At 42.9% G+C, this 17,155-nt stretch carries 20 protein-coding genes; 12 read left to right on the top strand and 8 right to left on the bottom strand.

Annotation, left to right across the window (positions count from 1 at the left end):
- Positions 1–57: 57 nt before the first annotated feature.
- Genes ABD128_RS02880 through ABD128_RS02865 form a run of 4 tightly spaced genes read right to left on the bottom strand, consistent with a single transcriptional unit; the run spans position 58 to position 3,664 of the window.
- Positions 58–1,008, bottom strand: coding sequence for a 5-oxoprolinase subunit C family protein (locus tag ABD128_RS02880; protein ID WP_343986241.1), 951 nt, complete (start codon positions 1,006–1,008; stop codon positions 58–60).
- The gene (pxpB, locus tag ABD128_RS02875) at positions 998–1,678 is read right to left on the bottom strand and encodes a 5-oxoprolinase subunit PxpB (protein ID WP_343986238.1); all 681 of its coding nucleotides are present in this window, start codon (positions 1,676–1,678) and stop codon (positions 998–1,000) included. Before pxpB ends, ABD128_RS02880 begins: the two co-directional genes overlap by 11 nt.
- Entirely contained in the window at positions 1,678–2,439 is a 762-nt protein-coding gene (gene pxpA / locus ABD128_RS02870; protein WP_343986235.1) for a 5-oxoprolinase subunit PxpA, read from the bottom strand. Before pxpA ends, pxpB begins: the two co-directional genes overlap by 1 nt.
- 7 nt (positions 2,440–2,446) lie before the next feature.
- Positions 2,447–3,664 (bottom strand): Nramp family divalent metal transporter, encoded by a 1,218-nt coding sequence (locus tag ABD128_RS02865; RefSeq protein WP_343986231.1) that lies wholly within the window; start codon positions 3,662–3,664, stop codon positions 2,447–2,449.
- 125 nt (positions 3,665–3,789) lie between these two features.
- Between ABD128_RS02865 and ABD128_RS02860 the strand changes: the two genes are divergently transcribed.
- Complete coding sequence (locus tag ABD128_RS02860) at positions 3,790–4,485, top strand: hypothetical protein (protein WP_343986227.1); 696 nt, start codon at positions 3,790–3,792, stop codon at positions 4,483–4,485.
- Positions 4,486–4,554: 69 nt separating this feature from the next.
- On the opposite strand, the gene asnA is transcribed toward ABD128_RS02860, so the two are convergent.
- Complete coding sequence (gene asnA, locus ABD128_RS02855; protein ID WP_343986224.1) at positions 4,555–5,547, bottom strand: aspartate--ammonia ligase; 993 nt, start codon at positions 5,545–5,547, stop codon at positions 4,555–4,557.
- Between the two features lie 161 nt (positions 5,548–5,708).
- Between asnA and asnC the strand changes: the two genes are divergently transcribed.
- From asnC to rplI, 4 genes are all read left to right on the top strand, one after another.
- Positions 5,709–6,176: a transcriptional regulator AsnC gene (asnC, locus tag ABD128_RS02850; protein ID WP_343986221.1), complete on the top strand. Its 468-nt coding sequence runs from the start codon at positions 5,709–5,711 to the stop codon at positions 6,174–6,176.
- A gap of 211 nt (positions 6,177–6,387) precedes the next feature.
- Positions 6,388–6,783, top strand: coding sequence for a 30S ribosomal protein S6 (gene rpsF, locus ABD128_RS02845; protein ID WP_110201203.1), 396 nt, complete (start codon positions 6,388–6,390; stop codon positions 6,781–6,783).
- Positions 6,784–6,797: 14 nt separating this feature from the next.
- A complete protein-coding gene (rpsR, locus tag ABD128_RS02840) occupies positions 6,798–7,025 on the top strand; it encodes a 30S ribosomal protein S18 (protein ID WP_068993015.1) in 228 nt (75 codons plus the stop codon).
- Between the two features lie 24 nt (positions 7,026–7,049).
- Positions 7,050–7,514, top strand: coding sequence for a 50S ribosomal protein L9 (gene rplI / locus ABD128_RS02835; protein WP_343986211.1), 465 nt, complete (start codon positions 7,050–7,052; stop codon positions 7,512–7,514).
- A 590-nt stretch (positions 7,515–8,104) separates the two neighbouring features.
- Here the strand turns inward: rplI and ABD128_RS02830 are convergent.
- Positions 8,105–8,911 carry a hypothetical protein gene (locus ABD128_RS02830; RefSeq protein WP_343986209.1) on the bottom strand — a complete coding sequence of 269 codons (807 nt, stop codon included), beginning with the start codon at positions 8,909–8,911 and terminating at the stop codon, positions 8,105–8,107.
- Between the two features lie 104 nt (positions 8,912–9,015).
- Complete coding sequence (locus ABD128_RS02825; protein ID WP_343986206.1) at positions 9,016–9,411, bottom strand: thiol-disulfide oxidoreductase DCC family protein; 396 nt, start codon at positions 9,409–9,411, stop codon at positions 9,016–9,018.
- 262 nt (positions 9,412–9,673) lie between these two features.
- Between ABD128_RS02825 and dnaB the strand changes: the two genes are divergently transcribed.
- The 4 genes from dnaB (at position 9,674) to htpX (ending at position 13,717) form a co-directional block, all read left to right on the top strand.
- Positions 9,674–11,065 (top strand): replicative DNA helicase, encoded by a 1,392-nt coding sequence (dnaB, locus tag ABD128_RS02820; RefSeq protein ID WP_343986204.1) that lies wholly within the window; start codon positions 9,674–9,676, stop codon positions 11,063–11,065.
- A 16-nt stretch (positions 11,066–11,081) separates the two neighbouring features.
- Entirely contained in the window at positions 11,082–12,164 is a 1,083-nt protein-coding gene (alr, locus tag ABD128_RS02815) for an alanine racemase (RefSeq protein WP_343986202.1), read from the top strand.
- Positions 12,164–12,577: a secondary thiamine-phosphate synthase enzyme YjbQ gene (locus ABD128_RS02810; protein ID WP_343986200.1), complete on the top strand. Its 414-nt coding sequence runs from the start codon at positions 12,164–12,166 to the stop codon at positions 12,575–12,577. The genes alr and ABD128_RS02810 overlap by 1 nt, the downstream gene beginning before the upstream one ends.
- 243 nt (positions 12,578–12,820) lie before the next feature.
- Positions 12,821–13,717 carry a protease HtpX gene (gene htpX, locus ABD128_RS02805; RefSeq protein ID WP_343986197.1) on the top strand — a complete coding sequence of 299 codons (897 nt, stop codon included), beginning with the start codon at positions 12,821–12,823 and terminating at the stop codon, positions 13,715–13,717.
- 70 nt (positions 13,718–13,787) lie between these two features.
- Here the strand turns inward: htpX and ABD128_RS02800 are convergent, their stop codons facing one another.
- Positions 13,788–14,345, bottom strand: coding sequence for a DUF2799 domain-containing protein (locus tag ABD128_RS02800; protein WP_343986194.1), 558 nt, complete (start codon positions 14,343–14,345; stop codon positions 13,788–13,790).
- A gap of 136 nt (positions 14,346–14,481) precedes the next feature.
- Here ABD128_RS02800 and dusA point away from each other — a divergent pair, with 136 nt between their 5' ends.
- The 3 genes from dusA to ABD128_RS02785 all read left to right on the top strand — a co-directional run bounded on the left by dusA (position 14,482) and on the right by ABD128_RS02785 (position 17,049).
- Positions 14,482–15,453, top strand: coding sequence for a tRNA dihydrouridine(20/20a) synthase DusA (dusA, locus tag ABD128_RS02795; protein WP_343986192.1), 972 nt, complete (start codon positions 14,482–14,484; stop codon positions 15,451–15,453).
- Between the two features lie 14 nt (positions 15,454–15,467).
- Complete coding sequence (locus tag ABD128_RS02790) at positions 15,468–16,430, top strand: PIN domain-containing protein (protein WP_343986189.1); 963 nt, start codon at positions 15,468–15,470, stop codon at positions 16,428–16,430.
- A gap of 82 nt (positions 16,431–16,512) precedes the next feature.
- The gene (locus ABD128_RS02785; RefSeq protein WP_343986185.1) at positions 16,513–17,049 is read left to right on the top strand and encodes an SRPBCC family protein; all 537 of its coding nucleotides are present in this window, start codon (positions 16,513–16,515) and stop codon (positions 17,047–17,049) included.
- Positions 17,050–17,155 lie beyond the last annotated feature (106 nt).

The following is a 17,155-nucleotide window of genomic DNA, read 5'->3' as shown; positions in this document are numbered from 1 at the left end:
AATATCAATGATAGTAGCGGGCAGGTCGAAATCTTTTTAAATAACACTCATTAGTTTTTAGTTATTGAGAACTGAGTCGAAATAGCTGTTCTTTTTGGATAAGGCAGTTAAAGCTTCTTCTACAGTTACCGGGTAAAAAGATAACGTATCATTAGCTTTTAGTTGAGCCAGCAAGCTTAAGTCGGCGCTAATGACTTGCCCAACTCTTGGGTAGCCACCGGTGGTTTGTCCGTCGGCTAGAATGACGATTGGATGGCCACTCGGTGGAAGTTGTACAGTTCCTGAAACGATAGGCGCTGTGGTCATCGAGAGCTCTTGGGATAGATGAAGGGCGTCCTTGTCAGACTCAAGCTTGATCGCCATCCGGTTGCTATAGCCGCTCACGCTATAGTCGTTTTCAACCAAGGACTGTTTACTTGACCCTGTTAATAGTTCATATTCCTTACCTTGAGTAAACCGCACCACAAAATGATGTTGCTGTAGACTATGGTGGTGCTCGACAGAAAGCTCTTTAGGCGTTACTCGGGTTTCATCGAATGGCTTTCGATTAATTTTTATTTCGTCACCATCCTCTAGTGCTCGGCCCTTATAGCCACCAAAGCCAGCGAGTAAGTTGGTCGATAAACTACCCATCACCGATGTTAAGTTCACCTCACCTGCTATGGCTATATATGCTCTAGCCCCAGATAAGAGTTTTCCAAATGTTAATACGTCGCCAGCTTTGAGGTGCAAAGTTGTGTTCATGGGGCAGGGTGAATCGTTAAGAGTGAGCTTGAAACTAGCGCCTGCGACAGCGACGGTATGGTCTTCAGTGAACTCTAAAGATGGCCCAACTTGAGTAACTTCTATGGTCGCATTCGATTTTGGATTACCCACAAGCCAGTTGGCAATTTGATGACTGTATTCATCGAGAGCGCCATTTCTAGAAACACCGTATTCTAGATAGTTTGGCCGCCCCAGATCTTGGATGGTACTTAAAACGCCAGCTTTTAACACTCTAATGCTCATAGCTATTAAACTCATCAAGGCTGATAGAAGTGAACTGTATGGTATCTAGAGGCTTGGCAATCGCAGGGTTTTTCTTAGTGATGTTGAATATCCTCATGGGGGTTTTACCAATAATATTCCAACCGCCAGGGCTGTCGATAGGGTAAATCCCCGTTTGTTCGCCACCAATCGCCACTGAGCCTGCTTCAACTTTGGCTCGAGGGTCATCTCGTCGAGCGCAGTGCAGCTTAGGGTTAAGCCCACCGAGATACAAAAAACCGGGTAGAAACCCAAGCATGTAGACAGGGTATTCACTGGCTGTGTGAAGCTGGATGACTTCCTCAACGGAGAGACTGGTTTTGTTCGCAACGTATTCTAGATCAGGCGCTAAAGAAGCGTCGTAACATACTGGGATGACATGCTTCTTAGCATCAGTAGCGCCTACTGCTTTAGTCGATCTGAGTGACTTTTCTATACTCTGTATAGTTTGCTGTGGTTTCCACCCCAATGGATTAAATATTACTAACAAAGAGTTGTAAGCAGGAACAGCTTCAATAAAGCCGTTAGGGTGGGATTGTTCAATACTTTGTTTACAGCCTAATATAAAACGCGTCAATTCAAGGCTAATATCGCCTGAAAACTCTATGATCAAAGAGTTGTCGCTGTTTAGATTGACGCTAAAATCAAACATTATATTCCAGAACGAACCTGTATCTGATTATCCTTGAGGCGTTGTTGCAGTTGCTTAGCAATAGAGACGGCGTCTGGGTTATCGCCATGCAGACAAATTGAGTCGACCTTGATGCTGAGTAACTGCCCCGATGGTGTATAAATTGGCTTTCCTTGAGCAAAGTTTAAGGCTTGCTGCAAACTTTCTTCAAGAGTGCTATGTAACGCTTCAGACTCCGTGCGAGACACTAAAGTTTTATTCTCTTGGTAATTGCGATCCATAAAACCCTCATTGATGAAATCAATGCCAACCTTGTTAGCAGCTTCCTTCATGGCCGAATCGGCTAAGCCCATCAGCTTTATATTTCCTGACACTTGCGCCACGACTTCGGCAAATATCATAGCCAGAGATTCATTCACAGCTGCATCATTGTACAGAGCACCGTGAGGTTTGACGTGGTTAAGCTTGATACCGTGTCTATTACAGCTATCAGTTACTAAGGCAATTTGCTGTTGTAAGGTTTTTCGTAAATTGTGATCACTAAGGCTCATGGACTTTCGACCAAAATTTTCTTTATCCGGGTAGGAGGGGTGCGCACCAATCGCTAAGTTATGAGACATAGCATTTTTGATTGAAGCATTGACGCTCGCTTGGTTTCCTTCATGACCGCCACAAGCAATATTGCAGGAGGATATGTAAGGCATAATCTCAGCATCACGAGCCCAATCTTCTGGATTAGTGCTTTCACCAAGATCACAATTAATATCAATGCTTCTAATCATAAACCTATTATAACAACTTAAAGGCAGAGAGTAGACTCTTAGCGCCTAGAACAAACGAGACGATAACAACCAAGATGCCTAACAAGTTTTGCCATAGATTGTTTTTATGTTGGCCTAAAAAGTTTTGGTTCATGGCCCACAACAAAAAGCTTGCAATGATCGGCAACAATAAACCGTTAGCCACTTGGGCAAACCAAATGACTGAAACAGGTTTTAAGCCTAAAGATGCCACGGCTACACCAACCACTAAAATGATCATCCAGATAGCACGGAACTTATAACTTCTAAGGTCTTCTGGGATGTTTAACAAACCCGTTAATGCATAAGCCGAAGCTAATGGGGCTGTGATCGCCGAAGAAATCCCCGAAGCAAATAATCCTAACGCAATCATGTATTGTGCTAATTCGCCAAATGCAGGCTCAATACTTTTCGCCATATCTGCTGCGCTATTAATTTCCAATTGGCTGCCGAAGAAAGCGCTGGCAGCGGTAGAAACTATAGCGATGGAAATTAATCCACCAAGCGGAATCGAGACATAAATATCTTGGCGAGCTTTTTTGAGGTCAGCGACGGTTTTCCACTTTTTCTTGGCGCTAGAGGAGTGCAAAAACAAATTATAAGGAACTACCGTCGTACCGATTAAAGCAATCACGGTTAAGGTTGCAGAGTCGGGAAGGCTTGGCACCAATAATCCTTCAAACAACTCACCTAAGTCAGGTTTGGTTAAGACAAAGGTGACGAGAAAGGCAATGCTCATTAATAAAACTACGGCGATTAACACCTTTTCGATTAAGCGATAGCTTCCAGTTAAGAGTACGAAGAACGCAATAACACCAATAGTCAGGGCGGCTAAATCGATTCCTGCAATATCCGGATAGTCCCAGACCACTTCCACACCAAGTGTTGCGCCTGCAATATTGCCGCCTTCATAAGCGGCATTTCCGATGATGATGGCGCTAACCACTAATATAATGGAAAGTGCTTTTAAGGCAGGGTTCTTTATTAATTCACGAATAGACTGACCCAACCCTTTTTGTCCGATGACGCCAAGCCTTGCGGTCATCTCTTGCAGAATCATGGTGGCCAGAATCGAGAATAATAAAGCCCAGAGCAAGCTAAAGCCGAAGTTAGCCCCCGCTTTAGTGGCAACGGTGACGGTTCCAGGTCCAATAAATGCAGCAGCGACTAATGCCGCTGGGCCGATGGAGATTTTAGGTAGTTTCATAGACGTGTAGGGTTAATATTTTTTTATGAGACTACAGGGAAAAGCTTTATACCGCAATGGCTTGTCTAGGGGCAAAAGATTCGATATAACTAGTTTCGGAAAAAATATAAAACAAGGAATTTGCAATGAAAAAGGTCCTCGCCATAGCTCTGCTTCTGTCTATTGGTTTAAATGTTTATCAATTTTTTGACCAAAAACAGTTGAACAATAAGCCTAAAACTTTAACTCCGTCAGCCGTCGAGATAAGTAAACCTCCTGTCGCAAAGAGTGCGGAAGACGACCACGACAAGACTATGCAGTTTGAGTCGCAACTGTCTGAACTGGAAGCTAAGATTAATAACTTGAGAGCAATCAACTCCAGTCAACAAGCGAGAATTGAAGAGTTAGAAGAGCTTGTTGCCATGAATAATGAGCATCAAATAGCCTCAGAAAATAAATCCAAAAAAACGCCTTCTATCGGGCCATCTGAAGAAGAGGCCAAGAAAGCCATAGCAGAAAGAAATTCGGTTATAGAGACCTTTAAAGAGCAAGCAGTCGACGGGGACTGGTCTTATAAAGCTCAAGAAGAGTTAGCCGCAATTGTTAACAACTCTAAACTTTTATCAGAGATGAGTTTTAATGGTGTGGAGTGTAAGACAACGATTTGTCGCATGTCAGTGACGCCATTGCACGAAGGTACGGGTCATAAAGTCAATGCATTCTTCAGCATCTCATCTGCTTTAAGAAAAACTGACTACACTAAATACTCCACTATGTCGGATAATATGGGCGACTCTAAAGAGGTTCATATCTATATTGTGCGTCCGCAAGAAGAAAGCTAGTTTATATATGTAACGTCCCTTGCTGTTAGCGCTTGAAGTGAACAGCAAGGGACACGAGATATAGGCATATTATAAAACTGGTATTTCCAGCTCTTCTGGCCAAACACTGAATTGGACCTGCCCAATATGCGCTTTTTGCAATAAAAACATCATCAGTCGAGACTGGCCAATACCGCCACCGATGGTTTGTGGCAAGTGACCAGCCATTAGTTGCTGATGCCACAGATAGTTGAGGCGATGCTCGCAATTGCGTATTTGTAGCTGTTGCAGCATAACTTCAGGTGATACTCGAATACCCATGGATGACAGTTCAAAAGCATCTTCTAATACGGGGTTCCAGACTAATATGTCACCGTTTAATCCATAATAACCATCTTCCGCTGGGCTGCTCCAATCATCATAATCAGGGGCACGTCCGTCGTGAATGGTGCCATCACTAAGTTCACCGCCAATTCCAATGATAAAAACAGCTCCATATTCTTTACAGGCTCTATACTCACGCTGACTCGGTGACAGATCAGGGTATTGTTTCATCAATTCCTCTGACTGGATGAAAGTGATCTCTGCTGGTAAGAGTGGCTCTCGTTGCATTGCGCTAGCGACAAGCTGATCCGTTGCCCTCATAGCTTTATATAATGTCTCTACCGTTTCTTTGAGGTAGTCCAATGACGCTTCATCGGTACTCATGACTTTTTCCCAGTCCCACTGATCTACGTACAGGGAATGGCGTTCAGTAAGAGCTTCTTCATCAGGTCGAATCGCACGCATTTGAGTGACGATCCCTGTGCCGATATCAAAATCACTTCGAGCCAATAATTGACGTTTCCACTTAGCTAAGGACTGTACTATCTCTAGCGGACGGGACAGTGTCTGGCTTTGTACAGCTACCGGCTTCTCAACACCGTTGAGATCGTCTTGGATGCCATCGCCCTGAAAGGTAAGGATCGGAGCCTGAACTTCAAGCAGCGATAACTCCTGACATAACTTCTCTAAGAAGAACGACTTCGCCTGTTGAATCAACTTCTGATCCTGGATAAAGGCCTCTTTTGGTAGCTTTTTCATAGTTGGTCCTTAATTCGATAGATTAATACTTATTAATTAGTATTTTTATATTTAACTGATAGATATTTCTATATCCGTCTAACAATAAAGCTCTATTGCTATATTAAATCTAAAAAAGCATAATAATTTTTACCGTATGAATAATTTCAGGAAGGATTCTCATGAAAAATTATGAGATCGATAATTTGGATAAAAAGATTCTGGCTCAATTATTACAAGAAGCACGTACTCCCTATGCCAAAATTGCAGAAAGTTTAGGCGTTAGCGCAGGGACTATCCATGTCAGAATCGAGAAAATGCGACAAGCTGGCGTTATTCAAGGGACAAAAGTTAAGATTGAGCCTAAGGCGCTTGGCTATGATGTCTGCTGTTTTGTTGGTGTTTTCTTGAAATCGGCAAGGGATTATCAGCCAGTAAAAGAACAGATAATTCAGATACCCGAAGTCATAGAGGCATACTACACCACAGGGCAGTATAGTGTTTTGTTAAAGGTCGTTGCGCCGGATATCGACCGCTTTCAGCATATACTGATCAATAAACTTCAATCCATCGAGCAAGTTCGCTCGACCGAGACTTTAATATCCCTGCAAAATCCAATTTACAGGGATATCGACGGTTTATTGGTGTGATGGATACTTTTATGCACTTTATCTACCAAATAGCCTATGAGTCAGTGTATTAGCGCCTAAATTGGTTGATCTTTAGCCATGAAATCCTTAAAATACGCGCCCTTGGTCAATCTCTGGCCAAGTTTTATGACAATCAGGTTTACTCCTTGTTGCTTATAGTTCCACTTCAAAGACGGGCTATAGGTGGCTGGAAACCGAAAGGAGACTTTAAATGAGACACTACGAAATCGTATTCTTGGTGCACCCAGATCAGTCTGATCAAGTTCCAGGCATGATCGAGCGTTACAGCAAGATGATCACTGATGCAGAAGGCACAGTTCACCGTCTAGAAGACTGGGGCCGTCGTCAGCTTGCATACCCTATCAATAAACTTCACAAAGCTCACTACGTTCTTATGAATGTTGAAGCGAATGGCGAAGTTATCGAAGAATTAGAAGATGCTTTCCGTTACAACGATGCCGTGTTACGTAACATGGTAATGCGTCGTAAAGAAGCCATCACTGAAGCTTCTCCAATGGCTAAGAAAGACGAAGCACCTGCTCGTGACGAAAAGCCAGCTAAAGAAGAAGCTAAGAAAGAAGAATCAACTGAAGCTGCGGCTGAGTAATAAGGAGACATATCATGGCACGTTTTAACCGTCGTCGTAAGTTCTGCCGTTTCTCGGCTGAAGGTATAACTGAGATCGATTATAAAGATACAGCTATGCTAAAAAATTACATCACAGAAACTGGTAAAATTGTTCCTAGCCGTATTACCGGTACTAGCGCAAAATACCAACGTCAATTAGCTAGCGCTGTAAAGCGTGCGCGCTTCTTGGCTCTTTTGCCATACACTGATAGCCACGAATAAGCGGCATTTTGAGAGGGTATAACGATGAACGTCATTTTACTTGAAAAACGTCGCAACCTTGGTGATTTAGGTGATACGGTTACTGTAGCAGCTGGCTACGGTCGTAACTTCCTTATCCCTACTGGTAAAGCAGTTCCTGCGACAAAAGAAAACATCAAACACTTCGAAGAGCGTCGTGCAGAATTAGAAGCGAAAGCTGCTGAAGTTCTAGCTGCTGCTCAAGCACGTGCTGACAAACTAGCTGGCCTAGAAGTTACTATCACAGCAAATGCTGGTGACGAAGGTAAACTTTTCGGTTCAGTAGGTACATCAGACATCGCAGAAGCGGTTGTTGCTCAAGGTGTTGAATTAGAAAAGAAAGAAGTACGTATGCCAGAAGGCGCTATCCGTCAAACAGGCGAGTACAACTTTGAACTACATTTACACCCAGAAGTTGAAGCTAGCATCAAAGTTGTTGTTGTTGGCGAATACGACGAAGCTCAAGCTTAATTCTGAATTAAGTTAAAGAGTTTCAAAAAAGGCACCTTAGGGTGCCTTTTTTGTGTCTAGCGTTTGATAGTCGCCAATACTTTGTTAAAACTCATTTCGAACGTGCTCATGTACTTCTAGTTCATAGTGCATTCATTGAGTATTTTCCTCGCCTTGATTTTACTTATAACCCAGAAGGCTCATCTTTGCGAGCGAACATCGTGAGCGCGGCAATCTCTAATCTCAAGACTTTTCAAAGATTGCCACGTCGTGTTTCGCACTCCTTACAATGACGGAATTTTTGTGGACTTGTTTTGGTTTTACTTACAAACCAGAAGGCTCGTCTTTGCGAGCGAACATCGTGAGCGCGGCAATCTCTAAGCTCAAGACTTTTCAATAGATTGCCACGTCGTGCTTCGCACTCCTCGCAATGACGGAATTTTTGCGGACTCGCTTTGATTTTGCTTATAAACCAGAAGGCTCGTCTTTGCGAGCGAACATCGTGAGCGCGGCAATCTCAAATCTCAATACTTATCAATAGATTGCCACGTCGCGCTTCGCACTTCTCGCAATGACGGAGTTTTTGGAAGTGTACAATACTCTTATGTGTATTAGCTTTCTTCTAAAAGAGAAATAATGCCTTCGTGGATTTTCCAAATACCCCGTTCGGTTTTAACATAAAAAGTTAATCCAGTTTGAAGGTTGTGAAAAACATGGGTTGGTGCAGGGAAGTCAGAAACGATATGAGTGAGCATTACCCCTTTTGAATCGGCAGGGGCTTTTAACTTAATACAGCTTTTACTGTACGCTTCGTCAGATAAAATAACCTTACCATCAGCTGAAGTTATATACTGTTTATGACCACCAACGGGTATCACACCAGGCTCCTTAGTCGAGCTTAAAATATAAACCTGCCATCCATTTTCCATTGGCAAAACCACTGAATTGAGGGTTGGTGAGCAAGCCTCCTTTATGCTGGCCCTAACAGTTGTTAATGCTGTTACCATGCTTTGTTCTTGCAGAGAGATATTTCTGTCAGGTGCTAACTGTAAAGTAGGGTTTTGAAAGTTTTTGTCAAAAATCACATCAGCAATTACATGTAATTTGCCTTCTATATCTTGGTAGAAAGATACTGTCGGTGCTTTAGGCTTATCTAAATGAACAATCCAACCCCTACCATTTTTTATTTGGCTTATATCAACAGCGTCAATGAGTATGTCAGTGGCTTGCCAGGCTAGGGAATCTTTTATCCAAATGAGTCTCCCTGTGTTCTCTATAAACTCTTTCTTAAAGAGATCTTCTGGGGTGTAGAACATGGATAATTTACTACTAGAGGCTGAGTTAAGTTCAGAGCTTTTTTGCGACGTGGTAGAGCAAGAAGTTAAAAAGATACAAAGTATTAAGAAGAGCGGTTTCATAATAATCCCTTATTTGTGTTTATGATAGTGGGCTATGGCAAGATTGATAGATAGTATTATTTATGAGTTACTTTATTATTGTCAATGGACTTGGAAGTAAACCCTTATTCTATAAACCTATCTGAAATATCCTCTGTCGGAATCATACAGTAATCATACTTCCCAAAAAGCTTGTAACGGTTAAGAGCTATTCGGTTATAAACCCAGTCTCTAAGTTTTAATGGAAAAAACCTTAATACGCGAAGCCAAGGCCACGGTTTGTTCAGGTCTTTTATAACTTCAAAGAAGGCTTCCGAGCGGTAGAAGGGGGTGCCATTTTTGAGTAAGACCATGGTCTGGTAAACTGTTGTGGGCATCCCTGTAGACTTTAAAAGCTCTTGTCCTTTCGGGGACTGAACGGAGCAGAACTTGAAGTAGGCGTTAGGATCACGTTTGATCACAAACGGTACCCACTTTGAGCATAAAACGCATTCGCCATCGAAAAGAATTACTGAATTCATGGCTCTATCATAGCTGAAAAATAAGCAACGGAAAAAATTAATTAAATGATGGGGAAATGTTAGTATTGGCGATAAGTAACTAGGAATAAATAGAGTTTAGGCTCGCTTTATCAATGGCTTAGACTTATCCAGAACTTATCCAGAACTTATCCACAGACTTATTGTATTGCCTAAAAACTGTTACTATATAGAATAGTTTTGAGTAGGCAAATTGGCTTTACTCGTATTGATTGACCACCCATTTTAATAATAGAAGCAAACCATGCTATCAGCGCAACAATCTGACAAGAGAATCAAAGACTTAAAAGTTCCTCCGCATTCAATCGAAGCTGAGCAGTCAGTGCTTGGCGGCGTTATGATTGATAATGACCAATGGGAAAAGGTCGAGGAGATCCTGCTGTCTACGGACTTTTACGTTAAAAATCATCGTGAAATCTTTAAGGCGATGGCTGAGCTTGCCAATATGGCGAAGCCGATGGATGTTATTACGCTATCTGAGCATTTGGAGCAGATGGGCGATACAGATATTGGTTTAGCTTACCTTGGTGAGCTGGCTCAAAATACGCCAACTGTAGCTAATATTCGCGCTTATGCTGAGATTGTCCGCGAAAAGGCGATTATGAGGCAGTTGATCTCCGCGTCGAATGAAATCGCTGATGCCAGTTTTAATCCGCAAGGTCGTGGCTTAGCGGAACTGTTGGATTTGGCAGAGCGTAAAGTTTTTGCGATTGCTGAGTCACGCGAAACCAGTGGCGAAGGGCCAAGTAAAGTCGAAGATATTCTTAAGTCCACCATTGAGCGTATTGAGGAAATCCAAAAAACCAAGGGCGGTGTTACCGGTCTTTCGACGGGCTTCACTGATCTAGATAATATGACATCGGGTTTGCAAAAAGCGGACTTAGTCATTATCGCAGCGCGTCCGTCGATGGGTAAAACCACGTTCGCTATGAATATTGTGGAAAACGCGGCTTTGGCCAGTGACCTTCCGGTGTTGGTATTCAGTCTTGAGATGCCGAGTGAATCGATTATTATGCGTTCGATTTCATCTTTAGGTCGCCTTGAGCAAAACAAGATCCGTGGTGGCCAAATCCAATCGAAAGAAGATTGGGATAAGTTTAACAGTGGCGTTTTACAGCTAAAAAACCACACCAAATTAATGATTGATGATACTGCTGGTTTGTCGCCAGCAGAAATGCGTTCACGTGCTCGACGCGTGGCGAGAGAGCATGGTGGAGTTGCGTTAATTATGGTGGATTACTTGCAGCTGATGCAGGTTCCTGGCATGAGCGATAACCGTACTCTTGAGGTGAGTGAAATTTCACGATCTCTAAAGGCGCTTGCGAAAGAGCTCGAAGTTCCTGTCATCGCATTATCACAGCTTAACCGCTCCTTGGAGCAACGAAGTGACCGTCGTCCTGTAATGTCGGATCTGCGTGAGTCGGGTGCGATTGAGCAGGATGCGGATCTGATTCTCTTTATCTACCGTGATGAGGTTTATAACCCAGAAACAGAGCGTAAGGGGATTGCTGAAATTAAAATTGGTAAACAGCGTAACGGTCCAATCGGATCGGTTGAGCTTAGTTTCCAAGGGCAATATTCACGCTTTGATAACTTAGCTCATAACGATTATGAGGCTATGGGTGAAGGCTTTTAAGGTTAGGGTTTAACGTATGCGCCCAACGAAAGCCGTCATCGACCTCGATGCACTGCGCCATAATTTCAAAACCGTTCAGCAAAAAGCTTCTGGCAGTCGTGTCATTGCAGTGGTCAAAGCAGATGCTTATGGTCATGGTTTGGCGCAAATCGCGAAAGCGCTTCCTGATGCTGAGATGTTTGCCGTCGCCACGCCATTAGAGGCTTACACGCTTCGCGAGGCTGGAATCGAGCAGCCTATCTTGTTGCTCGAAGGTTTCTTTGAAGAAAAAGAACTACCTAAAATTGTAGAAAACGATTTGCACTTGGTGGTGCATCATCGCCCGCAAATCGATGCTTTAAAGCGACTTAAGGCGGATAAAAAAATCAACATTTGGCTTAAAGTCGACTCGGGCATGAATCGATTGGGGTTCAAGGTTGATGAACTACCGCAAATTGAAAAAGACTTATCAGAAGTTGAGTGTATCAATAAGCCAGTTCGATTGATGTCACATTTCGCGAGTGCGGATGATGTTGAAGATCCTTTTACTTCAGAGCAAATACAAACCTTCCTAGAAAGCACCAAGCACTTAGTTGTGGAGCGCTCGATGGCTAATTCAGCAGGTATTCTAGAAGCGAAAAGTGCGCATTTTGATTGGGTGCGACCTGGCTTAATTCTTTATGGTTGCTCGCCAATGATCAATACCATCGGAGCAGATTACGGTTTAAAGCCAGTGATGAATCTAGAGTCACAAATCATGGCGATTAAACACCTTAAGAAAGGTGATTCTACAGGCTATGGGCGCCACTGGTTTGCGGAAAGAGATACTGTGATTGCACTAGTCGCTATAGGTTATGGCGATGGCTATCCGCGAAATGCTGAAAATGGCACACCGGTTTGGGTCAATGGCCGCACGGTTCCTTTGGTTGGGCGCGTTTCTATGGATATGTTAGCGGTAGAGTTAGGGCCTAATCATAACGAAAAAATTGGTGATAGAGTTGTGCTATGGGGGAAGGAGTTGCCTGCTGAAATCGTAGCAAAGCATGCTGGAACTATTCCATATACCTTAAGTTGTGGCGTAACTGGGCGCGTTCATTTTGTCTACCGTGGAGAGCACTAATGTCCAAGCAGAAAACATTATCACTTACGACTCATGGACAGGGATTGTATGAATTTACTCGTGAAGCAGAAACCTGGGTTAGTGAGCAGGCAGTCGAAACTGGCATCTGTCACCTATTCGTCAGACACACTTCTTGTAGCCTGATTATACAGGAAAATGCCGATCCAAGTGCTAAAACGGATTTAGAGAACTGGCTCAATCGCTTAGTTCCAGAAAACGACCCACTTTACACCCATACAATGGAAGGCCCTGATGATATGCCTGCGCATATCAAGGCAATTCTCACCAACGTTTCATTAAGTATCCCTATTGTGGATGGCCGACTGGCGCTTGGGACTTGGCAGGGGCTTTATCTCTGGGAGCACCGTCATCAGAGCCATAGGCGTTCGGTGATACTTCATCTCAGCTCTTGAGATGTTGGAAGATTGAATATTTCCTATGAAAAAAACGCACAAAAACTGGAGTGCAGTTATTATTTCTATCGTCGTGATTCTAGGCTTCTACTGGCTTATTAAGTTATTGATTTTTCATTACCTTATTTAGTTTCGACACGAATATTTACAAATTCACGATCGTTACTCTTTAATTTCACTTGTATCTACCCCCAAAGCCCCCATAATTAATACAGTTAATTGTTCTTATTACTGGAGATTTCGATGTTAAGAATTGGTTTGTTCTTATTAACCAACTTTGCAATTTTATTATTAGCAGGTACTGTCCTTAGCTTCTTTGGCTTTGACAGCATCATGGCGCAAAACGGCGTCGATCTGAATTTAACGGCGTTACTTATTTGGTGTGCTGTTATCGGCTTTGCGGGTTCATTAATTTCATTGTTTGCCTCTAAGTGGATGGCGAAGAAATTTATGCACGTCAGAATGATCGACCAGCCTCGAAATGAAACCGAACAATGGTTAGTTAATACTGTTGAAACATTAGCCAAAGACGCGGGTGTTGGTATGCCAGAGTTGGGGATCTTCCCATCACCACAGTCGAATGCTTTTGCGACAGGTTGGAATAAAAATAAATCGTTAGTCGCTGTTAGTGAAGGTTTATTGCAGCGCATGAATCGCGACGAAGTCCGTGCGGTACTAGCCCACGAATTGGGCCACGTAGCTAATGGCGATATGGTGACTTTGACCTTAATTCAGGGCGTGGTGAACACATTTGTATTGTTCTTCTCGCGAATCATTGGTCACTTCGTTGATCGCGTTATTCTAAAGAACGAGCAAGGCCATGGTATTGGTTATTTCATTTCGGTCATGGTGGCGCAGATTATTCTGACGATTTTAGCGAGCATGGTGGTAATGTGGTTTTCGCGACGCCGTGAGTTCAGAGCCGACGAAGCCGGTGCACAGTTAGCAGGTTCAGCCGCTATGATTGGCGCTTTGGAAAAGCTGAAGGCCGAGTACGATATGCCATCTGATATGGGTGAAACCTTTACTGCCTTTGGTTTAAAGAATGGTCGAACAGGCTCTTTCCAAGAAAAGTTTGGTCACTTGTTTATGTCGCACCCTCCGCTGGACGCTCGTATTGCAGCTCTTCGTAATAAGTAATGGCATAAGCACAAAAGTTGAGTATAAAAAAAACGGGGCTGATGCCCCGTTTTTATTAAGTGCCTACGACCTAACTGTCATAACTTTGGTAACGATGAATTAAATCATTAGTTTGACTGATTTGTCGCTGCAAAGAGTCGATGTCTTTGTCCACGCCTTCGAGCTCTAACTCAATTCTATCTTTTTCCTGCTCGTCTTTTACGCGTCGCAATACTTCCGTTAAAATTTCATGCTCTTTGTAGGCTTCATCTAGGTCCAGCTCAAGTCGCTCAAGGCGTGACATTAAGCCCTGGCTGTAACCATCAAAATAGACTGGAAACTGTTGCGAGCCGCAACTTAGGTTTGGTGAGCTACCTCGAGTGCCTCGACCGAAACCATTGTCAGCAGTACAGTAACGTGCAAGTCCTTGTTGGCGTCCTGCTTCATAAGTCTCGCGGTCGAGTTGGACACCGTATTCGATACAAGATGATTCATGCTTAATAATATAGTCTGAATCACGACCTGACTTGCCATCTTTATACCCAATTTGTTCCCAGTTTCCCGATGCACACTCAGTTTCGGAAAGGGTGGCACAGCCTGATAATAAAGTCAGTAACGCAAAGCTACCTAAAGTTATAATTGTTTTCATTGTAGTCCTGTTTTCTTATTGAAATGAACACCCACACAAAGGTTTTATACCAGAGTTCTATGAATAGAAACTGAAATTAGGGTCTGAGGGCAAAGGATCATATAATACCGCCCAATTATTGCCAATATTAAACATTATGAGCCAACCAGTCGACCGTAAAATTTGTATTGCCCCCATGCTTGATTGGACCGACCGTCATCAAAGACGCTTCATGCGCTGTATTACTAAGCATGCTGTTCTTTATACCGAGATGATAACGACAGGCGCTATTATCCATGGTGGTGAAGAGCGTCATCTAAGGTACAACCAAGAAGAGCATCCGGTAGCCATTCAGCTTGGTGGTAGTGATCCTAAAGATTTAGCTCATTGCGCAAAAATTTGCGAAGACTATGGCTATGACGAGATTAACCTTAACGTCGGCTGCCCCAGCGATAGGGTGCAAAATGGTCGTTTCGGAGCTTGTCTGATGGCGGAGCCACAGCTAGTGGCGGACTGTATGGCGGCTATGTCAGACGTGGTTAACATCCCAACCACCGTCAAAACTCGAATTGGTATCGATGATATGGACTCCTATGAGCACCTGTATCAGTTTGTCGATACCGTAAAACAAGCAGGCGTGAAAACCTTTATTATTCATGCGCGCAAAGCCTGGCTGAGTGGTTTAAGTCCGAAAGAAAACCGCGAGATCCCACCTCTAAAATACGACGTCGCCTATCAAATTAAAAAAGATTTCCCTGATTTAGAAATTATCGTTAATGGCGGCGTGACTACGCTAGATCAGGTGGATGACCATATGCAACATTTAGATGGTGCCATGATCGGACGCGAGGCTTACCATAATCCTTACTTCCTGGCTGAAGTGGATAACCGTTTTTATGATCAAAATTACGATATTCCCAGTCGCATTGAAGTCGCCGAAGAATATTGCGACTATGTGAAAAGCCAACTGGAACAAGACGTATATCTTGGCCATATGACACGCCATATTCTTGGCCTCTTTCATGCCCAACCTAAGGGTAAATTATGGCGTAGATACTTAAGCGAAAATGCTTATAAAAAAGGTGCTGGGCATGAGGTTATAGAAGAGGCTTTAAATTTATTTAGATAAAAAGAGAAGCAAGGATGAAAAAAGGACTGATTATAATACTAACAATTTTATTATCGATGGCGGCTTGGGTTTACTTTAGCAAGGAGCCTGGAGCTACTGCTATCGCGTCTAAAGCTCAAAGTGAAGAAAGAATTAAGCAAGATGCCGAAGCGACTCTGCGCATAAAAGGCGAAAGAACGATAAATCGTTCAGAAGCAGTAGCTACAAAGTCAGCCAACGAAGTTAGTGAAGAGCCTCAGCTCGATTGTCATACGCGATACCAAAAACATCCACACTGGCAAGAAATTAGTGACATATATGAGTCTTTTTATCTTTCCATGGGGGAAATGATGGGGGAGCATCATTATCAGCAGATGCCCTTGGATGCTGTTAAGTCTTACGCCGATGCGGGTGATGCTGATGCTATGTTCCATTATGGCAGCGAGTTGATTTGGAAGGGAGGCTTCGGAATTTACTTTAATGAGTTAAATCGCGCTGAAACTTTAACACAGGAAGAGCGTAAGGAACGGATAAATAACCATCAGCTTAATTTACCTATGTTAGAGCAGGGAACTGGGTATTTAGTTGATTCAGCTATTCAAGGAAAGCTCGGAGGTTTAATCGAGTTGCAATTATTAAGTCACCATATCTTGAAGCGTCAAATGTCCCGCGAAGCGAATCTTGAAAATACCAAGTTAGCTTTATCGCTAAATATGGCCTATGAAGCGCTATTAATGCAGGTTTTTATTAATGATGCCGAAGTTATGCAAGGCTTTCTGTTTGCTGATGACAGAGAGGAACTTATACAGCAGTTTCTCAGGGACTATCCGCAACAGGAGTTAGAGTCTATTGAGCAAGAAGCTAGTAAGATTAAGGGGCGACTCTTTGGTTATTGGCAAGATAAAAGAGAAAGGTTGGGCTTACCGATCTTCCCAGACAAATTCCCACCTCACCTTGAGCAACACGTTAAGGATAAAAGAAGGCTCTGCGACGGCTAAAACCCTAAACTGGTTATTTCTTGCACATTTGCATTGTTTTAGTCTAAAGTAAACGAGTCTTAATTGCTCATTGGGGAGAGCTATGAAATTTCTAAAAAACTTCTTAATCGTCATTGCCGTGCTAGCGATAGCGCTAGTGATTGTTGGCTTTTTCTTACCAAAAATGGTCCATGTGGAGCGCTCAATAGTTATAAATGCCTCGCAGGATAAGGTGTTTCAGCAAGTGAATTCTTTTGAGGATTACAACAGTTGGTCGCCTTGGTACAAACTAGACCCTGAAGCGAAATACGAGTATTCCGGCCCTGATTCAGGCGTAGGTGCCATGATGTCTTGGGACAGTGAAGACTCACAGGTGGGGAGTGGCTCGCAAAAGATTATTGAAAGCAAGTACCCGTCATTTGTGAAATATGAACTGTTTTTTGGTGAAGACCCAAACCCTGGATATGCGTCTTTCGAACTGGAAGAATTAGGCGCCCAAAAGACAAAAGTTACATGGAATTTTGATGCTGACTTTGGTGATAATATCATCGGACGATATTTTGGACTCATGATGGATAGCATGCTTGGGCCATCTTATGAAGAAGGTCTAGAGTCTTTAAAATCTGAAATTGAGAAATAACATTAGAAACAATAGCTTAGCCCTGCAATAAGACAGGGCTTTTTTGTGTCTGTAACGGTTTGATTGAAAATGTTTCAATTTATGTATTTGCCTTTATTTTCACAAT

Source organism: Kangiella japonica, from assembly GCF_039523535.1.
In the GTDB taxonomy this organism is placed as follows: domain Bacteria; phylum Pseudomonadota; class Gammaproteobacteria; order Enterobacterales; family Kangiellaceae; genus Kangiella; species Kangiella japonica.
The sequence above is the reverse complement of the archived record's forward strand: the minus strand, read 5'-3'. Positions and strand labels throughout refer to the sequence as shown.